General features: G+C 63.5%; 16 protein-coding genes and 1 pseudogene. 12 read left to right on the forward strand and 5 right to left on the reverse strand.

Annotated features, from left to right (window positions below):
• Window positions 1-7: 7 nt before the first annotated feature.
• Window positions 8-1,111: a diguanylate cyclase gene (locus tag ACE3PH_RS09285; RefSeq protein ID WP_374318163.1), complete on the reverse strand. Its 1,104-nt coding sequence runs from the start codon at window positions 1,109-1,111 to the stop codon at window positions 8-10.
• A gap of 153 nt (window positions 1,112-1,264) precedes the next feature.
• Between ACE3PH_RS09285 and ACE3PH_RS09290 the strand changes: the two genes are divergently transcribed.
• The 6 genes from ACE3PH_RS09290 (at window position 1,265) to ACE3PH_RS09315 (ending at window position 5,876) form a co-directional block, all read left to right on the forward strand.
• Complete coding sequence (locus ACE3PH_RS09290; RefSeq protein WP_374318165.1) at window positions 1,265-1,483, forward strand: SlyX family protein; 219 nt, start codon at window positions 1,265-1,267, stop codon at window positions 1,481-1,483.
• Window positions 1,484-1,494: 11 nt separating this feature from the next.
• Entirely contained in the window at window positions 1,495-2,421 is a 927-nt protein-coding gene (locus ACE3PH_RS09295) for a LysR family transcriptional regulator (RefSeq protein ID WP_374318167.1), read from the forward strand.
• Between the two features lie 105 nt (window positions 2,422-2,526).
• Window positions 2,527-3,306 (forward strand): alpha/beta hydrolase, encoded by a 780-nt coding sequence (locus ACE3PH_RS09300; RefSeq protein ID WP_374318169.1) that lies wholly within the window; start codon window positions 2,527-2,529, stop codon window positions 3,304-3,306.
• A 20-nt stretch (window positions 3,307-3,326) separates the two neighbouring features.
• Entirely contained in the window at window positions 3,327-4,340 is a 1,014-nt protein-coding gene (locus tag ACE3PH_RS09305; RefSeq protein WP_374318172.1) for an ABC transporter substrate-binding protein, read from the forward strand.
• A gap of 25 nt (window positions 4,341-4,365) precedes the next feature.
• Window positions 4,366-5,346 carry an isopenicillin N synthase family dioxygenase gene (locus ACE3PH_RS09310; protein ID WP_374318174.1) on the forward strand — a complete coding sequence of 327 codons (981 nt, stop codon included), beginning with the start codon at window positions 4,366-4,368 and terminating at the stop codon, window positions 5,344-5,346.
• Window positions 5,347-5,387: 41 nt separating this feature from the next.
• Window positions 5,388-5,876, forward strand: a complete 489-nt coding sequence (locus tag ACE3PH_RS09315; RefSeq protein WP_374318176.1) for an aminoacyl-tRNA deacylase — start codon at window positions 5,388-5,390, stop codon at window positions 5,874-5,876.
• 85 nt (window positions 5,877-5,961) lie between these two features.
• On the opposite strand, the gene ACE3PH_RS09320 is transcribed toward ACE3PH_RS09315, so the two are convergent.
• Complete coding sequence (locus ACE3PH_RS09320) at window positions 5,962-6,165, reverse strand: hypothetical protein (RefSeq protein ID WP_374318178.1); 204 nt, start codon at window positions 6,163-6,165, stop codon at window positions 5,962-5,964.
• A 188-nt stretch (window positions 6,166-6,353) separates the two neighbouring features.
• On the opposite strand from ACE3PH_RS09320, the gene ACE3PH_RS09325 reads away from it, so the two are divergent.
• The 6 genes from ACE3PH_RS09325 to ACE3PH_RS09350 all read left to right on the forward strand — a co-directional run bounded on the left by ACE3PH_RS09325 (window position 6,354) and on the right by ACE3PH_RS09350 (window position 12,155).
• Complete coding sequence (locus ACE3PH_RS09325) at window positions 6,354-7,142, forward strand: fumarylacetoacetate hydrolase family protein (RefSeq protein ID WP_374318180.1); 789 nt, start codon at window positions 6,354-6,356, stop codon at window positions 7,140-7,142.
• Entirely contained in the window at window positions 7,139-7,912 is a 774-nt protein-coding gene (locus ACE3PH_RS09330) for a hypothetical protein (RefSeq protein ID WP_374318182.1), read from the forward strand. Before ACE3PH_RS09325 ends, ACE3PH_RS09330 begins: the two co-directional genes overlap by 4 nt.
• Before the next feature lie 149 nt (window positions 7,913-8,061).
• On the forward strand, window positions 8,062-8,691 hold the full coding sequence (locus ACE3PH_RS09335; protein ID WP_374318184.1) for a type IV pili methyl-accepting chemotaxis transducer N-terminal domain-containing protein: 630 nt from the start codon (window positions 8,062-8,064) through the stop codon (window positions 8,689-8,691).
• 143 nt (window positions 8,692-8,834) lie between these two features.
• A complete protein-coding gene (locus ACE3PH_RS09340) occupies window positions 8,835-10,691 on the forward strand; it encodes a long-chain fatty acid--CoA ligase (protein WP_374318186.1) in 1,857 nt (618 codons plus the stop codon).
• Between the two features lie 28 nt (window positions 10,692-10,719).
• Complete coding sequence (locus tag ACE3PH_RS09345; protein ID WP_374318188.1) at window positions 10,720-11,103, forward strand: rhodanese-like domain-containing protein; 384 nt, start codon at window positions 10,720-10,722, stop codon at window positions 11,101-11,103.
• 74 nt (window positions 11,104-11,177) lie between these two features.
• Window positions 11,178-12,155, forward strand: coding sequence for a UDP-2,3-diacylglucosamine diphosphatase (locus ACE3PH_RS09350; RefSeq protein WP_374318190.1), 978 nt, complete (start codon window positions 11,178-11,180; stop codon window positions 12,153-12,155).
• Here the strand turns inward: ACE3PH_RS09350 and ACE3PH_RS09355 are convergent.
• The 3 genes and pseudogenes from ACE3PH_RS09355 to ACE3PH_RS09365 form a co-directional block, all read right to left on the reverse strand.
• Window positions 12,150-12,917, reverse strand: a pseudogene (locus ACE3PH_RS09355) (prenyltransferase); the annotation flags it as partial. The gene ACE3PH_RS09350 and the pseudogene ACE3PH_RS09355 overlap by 6 nt on opposite strands.
• A 47-nt stretch (window positions 12,918-12,964) precedes the next feature.
• Complete coding sequence (locus ACE3PH_RS09360; protein ID WP_374318433.1) at window positions 12,965-13,132, reverse strand: oxidoreductase-like domain-containing protein; 168 nt, start codon at window positions 13,130-13,132, stop codon at window positions 12,965-12,967.
• A gap of 51 nt (window positions 13,133-13,183) precedes the next feature.
• Window positions 13,184-13,483 carry a flagellar basal body protein gene (locus ACE3PH_RS09365; RefSeq protein ID WP_374318192.1) on the reverse strand — a complete coding sequence of 100 codons (300 nt, stop codon included), beginning with the start codon at window positions 13,481-13,483 and terminating at the stop codon, window positions 13,184-13,186.
• Window positions 13,484-13,590 lie beyond the last annotated feature (107 nt).

Consider the following 13,590-nt stretch of genomic DNA (forward strand, 5'->3'; position numbering starts at 1 on the left):
AGATCCGTCAGGCGGCCTCGTGCACGGCTTCGGCCACCATCACCTGGTCTCGCCCCTGTGCCTTGGCGCGGTACAGGGCCTCGTCGGCCTGGGCGATCACTTCTTCGGGGGTGGCGCCATGTTCGGGCACCACACTCACACCGATCGACAAGGTGCAGCGGATCGGCGTAGCGCCATGCGACAGCGTGGTGCGGGCGAATTCGGCGCGGTAGGCTTCGGCACGCTCACATGCCGTCTCCTTGGCCATGCCAGGCAGCACCAGCAGGAACTCTTCCCCGCCATAACGGCAGACGATGTCGGCAGCCCGGGCATGGGCGCGCAGCATGTTCGCCAGCTGCCGCAAGGCCTCGTCACCTGCCTGGTGGCCATGGCGGTCATTGACCTGTTTGAAGTGGTCGATGTCGATCAGCAGGACGCTCACAGGCAGGCCTTCGCGACGACAGCGCGCCAGTTCGCGCTCCATCGTGGCGCTCAGGTAGTGGCGGTTGTACAGGCCGGTGAGGGCATCGTGGTTGGCTTGCTGACGCAACTGATCCTGCAGCAGCTTGATCTCGCTGAGTTGCTGCTGCAATGCGCCATTGGCCGAGGCCAGGGCGTGTTCGCTTTCGCGCTGCTTTTCCTGTGCCTCGTGCAACTTGATGGCGCGACCATAGGCGCCTTCGCCCACCGTCAGCAGGTACAAGGTCAGCCCTGTCACGCACAAGCCGGTGGTCAGTGCATTCGTTTCCGGGGCCAATGACAAGCCGGAAAACGGGGTCATGAGCAGAATGCCCAGCCCCAGGCCGAGAAAGGCCTGACCGGTACCCAACCGTCCGCGGAACACCGTCAGGTTGATCGTGGTGCTGATCGCCATCGTGAAGGTGATCCACACCGGGAAATGCAAATGGGCCAGCCAGATGCCAAAGAAGGCCGAATCGACGATGAGGTTGTCGAGCTCGGTCGTCATCTGATCAGCGGCCCGGTGTGCCCGCCAGTAGGCGAGTTGCGGGTAGATCAGGAAGTTGAACACCAGAAAGGCCCATTCGGCCACCGTCGCCTGGTGATCCAGCAGGTGCGCACCAACTGCCACGGCCAGCAGCACGAATGAACCCGACCGGTTACGGCGGTTCATGCGCACGACCCAGTGATCTCGGCGTGTGCGTCGGGGCTCCTGATGCGGGTTTTCCTGCGGCATTCGCGTATATCGGCGAAGAAAATGCCGATCTTGAGGGTGTTTTCACGTTCTGTACACCCCGTTTGCCACAAGTTGCGATCCAATACGTGCATGGAACACACGAGTGACACGGACAAGCGCCTGACCGAGCTGGAGATCAAGGTCGGCTTCATGGAGGACCTCGTCGACGAGCTCAACACCATCGTGGTCGAGCAGCGTCAGCAGATCGACCTGCTGGTACGCGAGGTCAAGGCGCTGCGCATGCAGGCTCCGAATGAGGCCACGCCGGTCTTCCACAGCCTGCGCGACGAACTCCCGCCCCACTACTGACCCGCGTCATCATGTTGCGTCTGCACGCCCGGTCGATGCTGTATTTCGACATGATCCGCCGTTGCGGATCGGTGCGAGAGGCCGCCAGACAGCTGCATGTGGCTTCATCTGCCGTGAACCGGCAGCTGCTGGAGCTCGAAGACGAGCTGGGTACCCCGCTGTTCGAGCGCCTGCCCAATGGCATGCGTCTGACTGCAGCCGGTGAAATCGTGGCGCGCCATGTGATTGCCGTCCTGCAGGATGCCCGGCGGGTTGAAGGCGAGCTGGAAGCCCTCCGAGGCGTACGCCGTGGCGAGGTGAGTGTCGTGGCCGTCGAAGGGGTCACATCCGATCTCCTGCCCGATGTGCTGGCGCACATGCACGAACGCTACCCAGGTGTGCATGTCGAGACCCGGACCATGGGGTCGAGCTCCATGACCGCGTCCGTCACATCGGGTGACGCCGATGTGGCCCTGGGCTATTCGCTGCCCGCAGACCCGCAACTGCAGTGCCTGGCCATGGGACGATTCGGCATTGGTGCGGTGGTGGCGCCGGATCACCCCCTCGCGGGTGACGGACCACTGGCCTTCAAGGAGTGCCTGCCCTTCAGGCTGATCCTGTCCGAGCCGGAGCTGTCGCTGTATCACCTGATGCAACCGCTGTTGCAGCGCTACCGCGATCAGTTCGAGGTCTTCACCACCACCAACTCGATCGAGCTGGCCAAGCGCCTGGCCGAGCGCAACCTGGGCATTGCCTTCCAGACCTGCATTGGGCTCGAGCGCGAGCTGGAAGATGGCCGGCTGTGTCACCGCCTGCTGTCAGATCGCCAGTTGGCGTCGAGCAACCTGGGCGCCTATGTGCGGGCGGGGCGCACCCTGCCACCGGCACTGGATGCCTTTATCCGTACGGTCGAAGCCGAGTTGCGTCGGCGCGAGCGCGGGGTGTCACCTGGTCGCTAGGGTGATGCCTTTTTGAGATCAGGCATAGCCAAATTCTCTGCTATTCAGCATCACTGAGCATCGCTACATTGGGTTCATCGAAGTTGTTGATGAGTCCACTTGCCGATGTCTGTTCAAACCAATCGTCCGACCTTGTTGTTGATCCATGGAGCCTGGCAAGGCGCCTGGGTATGGGATGCATTCCAGCAGGAAATGCAGCAAAAGGGCTGGCCCACCCATGCGGTCGATCTGCCCGGCAATGGGCATGACGACACACCAGCTGATCAGGTCAACCTCGACAGCTATGTACGCTGCCTGACCGACTGGATCGACGCCCAGGATGGCCCGGTGGTCCTCGTCGGGCACAGCGGCGGGGGCGTGGTGGCATCGCAGACTGCCGAGGCGCGTCCCGAGCGCGTACAGGCCGTGGTCTATCTGGCCGGGATGATGCTGCCCAGCGGGGTGGGTTTCGGCGAGGTGGTGCAGGCCGTGTTGCCTCTGCATCCGGCGGCCGCCGGCATCGGCCCCTACCTCCAGTGGTCTCCGGCGCGCGACCTGAGCTGGGTGCCGCCGGAAGCCGCGCAGGACATCTTCCTGCACGACTGCCCGCCCGAGGTGGCGGAGCCCGCATCACATCGCCTGGTGCCCCAGCCGGAAGCGGGGCGTGCGCTGGTCGCCACCCTGACGCCCGAGCGCTTCGGCCGCATTCCCCGCATCTATGTCGAGGCCCTGTATGACCGCTCGGTGATTTTGCCGGTGCAACGACACATGCAGACCTTGTGTCCCGGCGCGCACCGCCTGTCCATGGCCACCGGGCATGCCCCGCACGTGGCCGCCCCGCACCTGTTGGCCGAGTTGCTGGACGACGCCCTGTCGACCATCGTGAAGTCGGGCCAGCCTGATTGATCTGTTGTTGGAGAAACACCATGAAGTTGTTGAACAAGCTCCCTGTCCTGGCCGCCGTAGCGCTGGCTTCCCTGTCGGCCTCGGCCGCCGAATTGACGAAGATCCGTTTCACGCTCGACTGGCGTTTTGAAGGCCCGCAGTCGGTATTCGTGCTGGCCAAGCAAAAGGGCTACTTCGCGCAGGAAGGTCTGGATGTCACGATCGACGCCGGCGCGGGTTCGAGCGGCACCATCCAGCGGCTCGCATCGGGTGCGTATGACATGGGTTTCGGCGACATGAACACCCTGATCGAATTCTCGACCCGGGCCCCTGCCAGCCAGGTGCCGCAGTCGGTCTACATGGTCTATGACCGTGCGCCGTTTGCCATCTACACCCTCAGCAAGAACGGCATCCGCACGCCCAAGGACCTGGTTGGCAAGACGATTGCCGGCGCCACCTTCGATTCGGCGCGCAAGACCTGGCCGGTGCTGGCCAAGGCGGTTGGCATTCCCGTTGACAGCGTGAAGTGGGTCAGCGCCGACCCGGCCTTGCGCGCCACGCTGGCCATCAACGGCACGGCGCAGGCCACCACAGGCTTCATCAACTCCACGCCGGAGTTCACCACGCGCGGCGTGCCCGCCAATGAAGTGGTCCGCATGCACTACGCCGATTATGGGGTGAAGCTGTATGGCAATGCCGTGCTGGCCTCGCGCAGCCTGATCGAGCACAACCCCAAGGCGGTTGCCGGCATGGTGCGCGCCATCAACAAGGCCCTCAAGGAAGCCATTGCCAACCCCGCAGAGTCGGTCAGGGCGCTGAAAGAGCGTGACGGCATGGTCAACGAGGCGACCGAAATCGACCGCCTCAAGGAGATGCTGCCCGCCATCGTCACGCCGGCCACCAAGGCCCACGGCCTCGGTGCAGTCGATGACGCTCAGTTTGCAGAGCAGGTGGATGACATCGTCGAGGCCTTTGGCCTGAGCAGCCGCCCAGACCCCAAGCTGCTCTACACCAACAGCTTCCTGCCCGCGCAAAAAGAACGCCGCCTCCGCTGAGCGACCGCTTCACGAAAGCCACATCATGGTGCTGTACATCCCTCCATCCAAGCCGGACCAGATTCCGGTGATCGACCTGAGCGCCACCCATACAGGTGACGTTCAGGCGTGCCAGAAAGCGGTCGCCGAGATCCGCAAGGCGGCGCTCGATACCGGGTTCCTCTATGTCTGCGGACATGGTGTGCCCGATCAGCTGATCCAGGATCAGTTTGCCTGGTCGAAGCGTTTTTTCGAGTTGCCGCTGGCCGAGCGCATGGCCATTCACCTCTACCAGTCGCCGACGCGATCAGGCTATGAGCCCATGGCCGGCCAGGCGCTGGATGCCGACTCCCCGCCCGACCTGAAGGAAAGCTTCTACTGTGGTGAGGAGCTGCTTGCAGACCATCCGTTTGCGATGGCCAGCATCCGCGGCTTTGGCCACAACCAGTGGCCAGCTTCGTTGCCAGGCTTTCGCACACAGATGCTCGCGTACCACGCAGCCATAAAGGGGCTGGGCCACCACCTCATGCGCTTGCTGGCCTTGTCACTTGAGTTGGAGGCCGATCACTTCGACCGCTACTTCACGATGCCGATGGCCAATCTTCGGCTGATCAAGTACCCCCCTCATCCGGCCCATGCCGCTTTCAACCAGATCGGTGCTGGCGCACACACCGACTGGGGTGGCCTGACCTTGCTGCTGCAGGATCAGTCGGGCGGGTTGGAGGTGCAGGATGTGCATGGCACCTGGCTGGCAGCACCACCCATTGAAGGCACCTATGTCGTCAACCTCGGTGACCTCATCCAGAAGTGGACCAACGACATCTACCGCTCGAACTTCCACCGGGTTCGCAACGGTGTCAGTGGCAGTGACCGCTATTCGGTGCCGTTCTTCTACAGCCCCAACCCGGACGCGCTCATCGAGTGCATTCCGACCTGCCAGGGCCCGGACCGTCCCCCCATGCATGCGCCTTGCACCTGTCAGGCCCACATGGACAGCCGCTGGAAGGAAACGTACGGCAAGCTCTAACCCTGCAGAGGCACAATGGCGGTCGAGGTCAACAGCACGCCATGGCAAAGAAGGACAAGCACGTCAGTGAAACGCCCGCCACCCAGTGGCTCAAGGCGCACGGGGTCGGGTACACCGAACATGTCTACGACTATGTGGACCACGGCGGCACGGCCGAGTCATCCAGGCAACTGGGTTGGCCGGAACACGATGTGGTCAAGACCCTGGTCATGCAGGATGACAAGGCTGAGCCGCTCATCATCCTGATGCATGGCGATTGCCAGGTGAGCACCAAGAACCTGGCTCGTGCCATGGGGGTGAAACATGTGGAGCCGTGCAAGCCGGACGTGGCCCAGCGGCACAGTGGCTACATGGTGGGCGGCACGTCGCCTTTTGGCACGCGCAAGGCCATGCGGGTGTATGTGGAGTCCAGCATCCTGGCGGTGCCTGCCATCCTCATCAATGGTGGGCGGCGAGGTTATCTGGTGGAAATAGCGCCTCAGGTCCTGACGGACGTTCTGGGTGCGGTACCCGTGCAGTGCGCCAACTGACAGGCCGTTTCTCAAACAAAAAGGCCAGCGTGAGCTGGCCTTTTTGTGTCAGATCGGTGCCCATCGAGCACCGAGGCCACCGTGCTTACTTGGAAGCAGCAGGAGCAGCAGCAGAAGCGGCAGCAGCCTTCTTCACAGCCTTGTGATGGGCCTTCTTCACAACCTTCTTGGCAGCGTGCTTGGCAGGAGCGGCAGCAGAAGCAGCTTCAGCAGGAGCAGCAGCAGGGGCTTGAGCGAAAGCGGCAGCACCGAAAGCGGTCAGGATGGAAGCGATCAGCAGTTTCTTCATTTCAATCTCCAATTGGTAGGGCTCAATGGCTTGAGCCTGTTAGCGAGCCCTGGTTAATCGGGTGGGCTTGTGTACTCAACGGGCTGCCCAATACGGCGGTTGACAGCCCCACAGAAAAATTTTTCAGATCTTTCCAACGAGAATGTCGCCCACCTGTCGTGACAAATCCATGAAGCGGGAGACCCGTTGTGCCTCTGAATGACATCCAGATAGCCGAAGCTGCCGGCATCCTCTATGAGCGTCGCCGCGCGGGCTCCGTCGGTGATCGTCTGCCTGAATCCTGTCGCCCGGTCGATGTACAGGATGCCTTGCGGATACAGGATCAGGTGGCCGGCTTGTTCGGTCACCGTGTCGGCGCCTGGAAATGCGGTCTGCCCGATGGCGAGAAGGTGGTGCTGGCGCCCATCTGGTCCGAGATGTGTGGTCGCGATGTGGTCTGCCCGGTGCGTACACGGCATGGGCAGGTCAAGGTTGAACCAGAGCTGGCCTTTGTGCTGGGGCAGGATCTGCCGCCGCGCGAGCAGCCTTATGCCGATGACGAGATCGATGCGGCCATTGCCCGGACACACCTGGCGCTGGAGCTGATCGAGCAGCGCTTTGCCGAGCCTTCGGCCTTGCGCTTTCCTGAAAAGCTGGCCGATGGCCTGGTCAATCTGGGGCTGCTCATCGGGCCAGCCGTCGACAACGACGTGGCCCGCTCGACCTCGGCGATGGCGATCACCGTTCGGGCCGAGGGGGAGGTGCTGGCGACCTATGAGGGCCGGCATCCTGCTGCCTGGCCGCGTCAGCCGCTCTACTGGCTGGTCAACTACCTGCGTGCCCGAGGCATCGCGCTGCGTGCCGGGCAAGCCGTGATCACCGGGTCGTATGCCGGCTCGTGGCCCGTGCCCGCCCGGCGTGATCTGCGCATGGCGTTTGGTGAGCTGGGTGAGCTGGCCGTTCGGTTCGAGCCGGTGTCTGACGGAGACGCAGCATGACGTCGCCCCATGAACTGCCTGCGTATGACCATTACGCCTACGCAGCCCTGGTGGTGGCCGGCACGCTGTTGGCCGTGTGGGCGGTGCACTGGGTGTTGCACCGGCCATCGTTTGCCGGTCAGGTTCGCTCCCTCAGAGGGGTGGCGCCGCCTTTCATCAACATCATCGGCGTGGTGTTTGGGCTGACCCTGGCCTTCCTGGCCAACGACACCTGGAGTGCGCATGACCGCGCCATCTCGGCTGTCTACGTGGAGGCGGATGCCTTGCACAGCTTGCGCGTGTTGTCCCGGCAATTGCCCGCCCCGCAACGGGATGAGGTTCAGGCGGCCCTGGCTTCCTATGCCGACGCAGCGGCACAGGAGTGGGCCCTGCTGGCGCGAAGGGAGGTCAGTCGCGAAGTGTCCCTGCGGGCCGATGCCTTGCTGACACTGCTGGCCAGACGGGAGATGGCCGACCTGGCGGGCAGCAATGTGCAGGCCCTGATGCTGAGCAAGGCCAGTCAGATCCGGGATCAGCGGGACCTGCGCATCAGCCTTAGCCAGACCCATGTGAACCCGCTCAAATGGCTGGGCATGGCCTTTCTGGGCTTTCTGACGCTGCTGTCGATTGCCGTGGTCCATGTGGAGCAACCGCGTGCTGCGCTGGTGGGGGTGGTGCTGTTCGCCTTGGCGGCAGCGCCGACCGCGGCCATCGTCCTGATTCAGGGCAACCCGTTCCAGCAGCCCTCGTCGGTATCGCCCGATCCCATACGCATCGCGCCCACCCTGTGATCGCCTGGTGAATGCGGACGGGTGGCATCCGGCACACTGAAATCGGACTTTTGTCACAACGTTGGAGTGCCATCCGGCACGAGGTTTGCCTTGCGTTCAGTGAGGTGCCACTTTGGTGCGGCACACGGCTAGACGAAGAGGAGGGCCCCATGGTGTCTGCAGACGTATTTTCGACACTGATCAATGTGGCTGGGCGTCAGCGCATGCTGTCGCAGCGGATTGTGCTCAAGACCCTGCGTGCGGCGCTGGGTCGGGCGCAGGCCCTGAGCGAGGCCGAGCAGGCCTTGCAACAGTTCAAGTCCGCTCATCTGTTGCTGGTGCAAGGTGGCAAGGATCTGCCTGGCCTGTTCTGTGAATCCATCCGGCAGGCGTATTTCGGTCCGTCCAAGGCGGATGAGCGCATCCGCGCCTTCATGGCGCAGGCGGATGCCGCCCTGAAAGACGCTCGTGCGGGTGGTGGGGCCGACGCCGCTTCGGTGGCGCAACTCGAAGAGCTGGCCACCCCCATGCTGGTTTTGCTCAACGACATCACCCAGGTCTACGAGCAAGAGGCGCGCGCCCATGCGTCGGAGCTCAAACGGCACTCGGCCAACCTGCTCGGGCAGATTGTGGGCATATCGCGGGAGGCCCGCATCGTGGCCTTCAATGCCCGGGTGATCGCCGCACGCAGCGTGTCCGGTGGTCCCGAGTTTGCCGTGGTGGCCGGCGAGCTGTCACGCATCACCGACGAGATCGACAGGCTGGCCAACAGCGCCATCGGTCAACCGGCTGCAGCCTGAACTCCGTGAGGTTTTGACTGGTCTGTGTCTGTAATTCGACGATCTGATCGTCGGACGCGTATATCGAGCCTTAAAAGAGTTATCGTTTCTACTAATGCCGTCAGGTGGCACCCATGCACCTGACACTGAGGAGACGATATTCCATGACCGACACGCAAGCCGCCGGCGTGCGCAAGACCCTGTTGCCCGCGCTGGCGCAGATGTCCGGGGTGCAGACCCTGCCAGACCTGTTCGACCGTCGCATTGTGCTGACGCCCAACGGCGAAGCCTACAGACAGTTTGATGAAGCCAGCGGCAGCTGGCGCAGCCTGACCTGGCGCCAGACCGGCGAGCTGGTGGCGCGTTGGCGGCGCGCGCTGGTCGCGCAAGGCCTGCAGGCCGGTGCCCGGGTAGCCATCCTGGTGCCCAATGGCATCGATCATGTCTGCATGGACCTGGCCGCGCTGTCGCTGGGCATGGTGCCCGTGCCCCTGCACTCGGTGAACAACCCCGGCAGCATCGCCTACATCCTGCAGGACAGCGCCTCGGCCGTGCTGCTGCTGGACCACATCGATACATGGAACGCGATCGCGGCCACCGGCGAAGCCATGCCGGATCTGCAGAAGGTCGTGGTGGCGGGGGCCTTGCCCGCGGGCAGTTCAGCGCAACTGGTGCAACTGGAAGACTGGTTGAAGGCTGGCGACGTGTCGGCGGCGCAGTCAGCCGGCTTGCGCCAGCCGGCGATCGACCCGGACGCACTGGCGGCCATCGTCTATACCTCCGGTACCACCGGCCACCCCAAGGGGGTGATGCTGTCGCACAGCAATGTGGTGAGCAACCTGATGGCGGTGCTGGAGGGCTTCGAGGTCAAGACGGACGACGTGCTGCTGTCCTTCCTGCCGCTGTCACATACCTTCGAGCGGACGGTGGGCTATTACCTGCCCATCGCCGCAGGGGCTTGCGTGGCCTATGCCCGCTCGGTCGCGTTGCTGCAGGAAGACCTGCACATCGTCAAGCCGACCGTGCTGGTTTCCGTGCCCCGCATCTATGAGCGCATCTATGCCAAGGTGCGTGAAGCCGCCCACAACAGCGGCGCCTTGAGCCTGGCCATGATCCACGCCGTCGAGCGGGTGGGCTGGAATCTGTTCACGGCAGGGCAGCACAAGCGGGCGGCCGGTCTGCTCGATCGCTTGGCCTGGCTGGTGCTCGAGCCCCTGGTGGCGCGCAAGGTGCGCGAAATTTTCGGCGGCCGCCTGCGGGCAGCTGTGGCCGGCGGTGCCCCCCTGGGTGACAACGTGGCGCGTTTCTTCCTGGGCGTGGGCATCAACGTCCTGCAAGGCTATGGCATGACGGAAACCTCTCCCATCGTCTGCTACAACACACCCGACGACAACGACCCCTCCTCGGTCGGCAAGGCCTTGCCCGGGGTGAAGGTGCGTCTGGGTGACAACGACGAGTTGATGGTGCAGGGCCCCAATGTGATGCTGGGGTACTGGAACCGGCAAGCCGACACCCAGCGGGTGCTGACCGAAGACCGCTGGCTGCATACCGGTGACCAGGCCCGCATCAATGATGAAGGCCGCATCTACATCACCGGCCGCATCAAGGACATCATCGTCACCTCGACCGGTGAAAAGATCTCGCCTTCGGATCTGGAACTGGCCATCATGGCCGACTCGCTGTTCAGCCAGGTGTTGGTGGTAGGTGAGCAGCGGCCCTTCCTGTCCATCCTGGCTGTGATCGACGAGAAGACCTTCCACCGTGAGGCGCCACAGGCAGGCATCGACGTGCAGGCCCCCGATGCGCTGACCAGTGAGATCACCCTGAACTGGGCCCTGGCTCGCATCACCCACCGGGTTCGCAACTTCCCGCACTACGCCACGCCCAAGAAGGTCTGGCTGACGCGCGATGCGTGGACCATCGATGCCGGGTTGATGACCCCGACGCTCAAGCTCAAGCGGCCGGCGCTGGAAAAGCGTTTCGCTGCCGAGATCGAGCAGATGTATGCTCGTCGCGCCTGAATGATTTCCGCTGAAGGAGATGTCGCTCATGTTGAAAACTGCACATGATCTGGTGGTGGCGGCCAAAGCCACGATCACCGAGATTTCGCCCGAGCAGGCGCGTGGTCTGCTGGGGTCGTCCACCTTGCTGATCGACGTGCGTGAGCCGCATGAATACCAGGCAGGGCACCTGCCTGGCGCGGTCAACCTGCCGCGGGGCATGCTGGAATTCATGTTGCCCAACCAGCCAGGGTGTCAGTCGGCCGATGTGCCCTTGATGCTGTATTGCAAGACCAGTGGGCGTGCGGCCCTGGCTGCGCAGTCCTTGCAGAGTCTGGGCTACACGGACGTCAAGTCGATGGCTGGTGGCTTCGATGCCTGGGCCGCTGCGGGCCTGCCTGTCAACAAGCCGGGCGAAACCAGTTTCGACTGAGACGGTACGCGGCGTCAACGCGGCGTCATGAACGCGTCGCGTCATTGTCATGATCGGCCACCACCATGGCGGTCATGCGACCCGATCTCCCCTCCGCTGTCCTGCTGCGCGCCGCCCTGCAGACTCCTGGTGAGTCGGAGGCCGCATCACCTGATTCCGACCCCGTGCCCGAGGGCCACGGCCTGACCGTGCGCACGGTCTGGATCTCCGACGTCCACCTGGGCACGCCAGGGTGCAAGGCCGGAGCCTTGCTCGACTTTTTGCGGGATGTCGAATGCGAGACCCTGTATCTGGTTGGCGATGTGATCGATGGCTGGCAGTTGCGGCGCCACTGGTACTGGCCGCAGGCCCACAACGACGTCATCCAGAAACTGCTGCGCAAGGCGCGCAAGGGCACTCGGGTCATCTTCATTCCGGGCAACCATGACGAGTTTGCCCGCAAGTACCTGGATCACACCTTTGGCGGCATTGAAGTGGCCCATGAATGGATCCACACCACGGCAGATGGTCGGCGTCTGTGGGTGACCCATGGCGACCTCTACGATGGTGTGATCCAGTGCGCCCGCTGGCTCGCCTATGTGGGTGACAACCTCTATGAATTCACCCTCAAGGTCAACAGCTGGTTGAATTCGGTGCGGGCCCGCATGGGGCTGCCTTACTGGTCCCTGTCGCGCTACCTGAAGATGAAGGTGAAGCGGGCGGTGTCCTATGTGAGCGAATTCGAGCAGGCACTGGCCCGCGAAGCGCGCCGCCGCGGGGTGCAGGGGGTGGTCTGTGGCCACATCCACCATGCCGAGATGCGCACCATCGACGGCATCCTGTATTGCAACGATGGCGACTGGGTGGAAAGCCTCACGGCGTTGATCGAGCACCCGGACGGGACGCTGTCCATCTATGAGTCAGCGGGCCACCCAGGTCAGACCCACGGCCATCAGCACGGGCGTGAGCAGGCAGACGCCGACATTCATGCCCATGGCGGGCAGCAGTGCGGGGATGTCATCCATGTGGCGGCGCACGCCTTGCCAACTGGCCCAGGCCAGGGGCAGGCTTAACAAGCCCAGTGCCGCGCCAGGCGGCACGGAGCCCAGCAAGACCATGACCACCAGCCCAAGGTAGGCCGCCACCCATTGCAGCGCCAACACCCGGGCGCTCGCACGCTTGCCCAGCATGATCGGCAGGGTGAGTCGCCCAACAGCGCGGTCGGCCTCCACGTCGGGAAACTGGTTGAGCAGCAGCAGGTTGTTGACCAGGAAAAAGGGCACGAGCGAAGCGAGCCAGGCCATCGGGCTGGCGTGCCCATTGAGTGCGAGCTGGGTGCCTGCGATCATCAGTGGGCCAAAACCGAGCCCCGGTGCGATCAGGCAGACCCAGGGGCGGCGTGTGACCCAGGGCGTATAAGCCACGATCAGCAGCAGACCGAGGAGCCCCAGGGGGGCGAGCTCGATGGCTGACCCAGGCCAGCTTGCCAGAAAGAACACGCCGATGGCACCTGTCACGCTCAGGCTGATCAGCCCTGTCCACAAGGCGGTACTGGCCAGAGCCGGCTGGGCGGGCAGGGTACCGCTGCCTCCGCTGAAGGGCGTGCGCTGGGTTTGCTGATCCAGGCCGCTGCGGAAGTCGACATACTCGTTGAGGGCATTGACGCTGACATGGGCACTCAGCGCACCGACCAGGGCCAGCAGGGCGTGCCAGCCCCAGGTGCTACCAGCGTGGTCAGTCGACAGCCAGGCCAAGACGATGGCGAGGGCCATGCAGGCGGGTGTGAGCAGCAGAAAGGGACCTCTCATCGGTCCCAGCCAATCCTTGACGGCCATCGAGAACTCCTGTCGTGCGCGTACTGCGTACCCGCCATGATAGGGGCTCAGTCGAGCAGCAGCAGGGCTTCGTCGCGCCAGTACACGGCGGCAGCGTAATAGCCTTCCCAGACGCAGCCATGGCAGCCGCGTCCACAACAGCTGATGGGCTCGGGCGGAGGTGGGCGCAGCAACACACCTTTTTCTGCCGCGCGGCTCAACAGGGCGGCAAACATCTTCAAGGCCGATTCACGATCGGTCAGATTCCAGTCACTCAAGGGGCAGGGTCAGGCGGTGAGGTCGATCAGGGTGCCGAGCATGTCCTGCTCGGTGCGCAGCGTGCGCAGGTTGGCATCGAAAGTATAGCCAGCCGACATCTGCTCAACGACGTCCGTGTTGAGTTGGGGGACCGTGGATTCGGCCTGTTCGATGGATGCAGTGACCCCACCATCGGGCAGTTCACGCTGGGTGACCTCTTCCCGTCGGAAGTTGGGGGTTTGCCAGTTGGCAATGTTGTGCGATGCGGCATCCAGGCGCAACTGCGCTGCCGTAATACCGCTGATGGCGATCGATGAAACAGAGCCCATGAAAGCACCTTTTTCCTGCAAATGCTTTACTCAAGGCTAATGTATGGCAGGCTGGTGTGTCAGGCAAGAAAAATGGCCTGCAAGGCAGGCCATGTCGTGGAACCGCG

The sequence above is a fragment of the Aquabacterium sp. genome, assembly GCF_041909175.1.
Taxonomy (GTDB): Bacteria; Pseudomonadota; Gammaproteobacteria; order Burkholderiales; family Burkholderiaceae_C; genus Aquabacterium.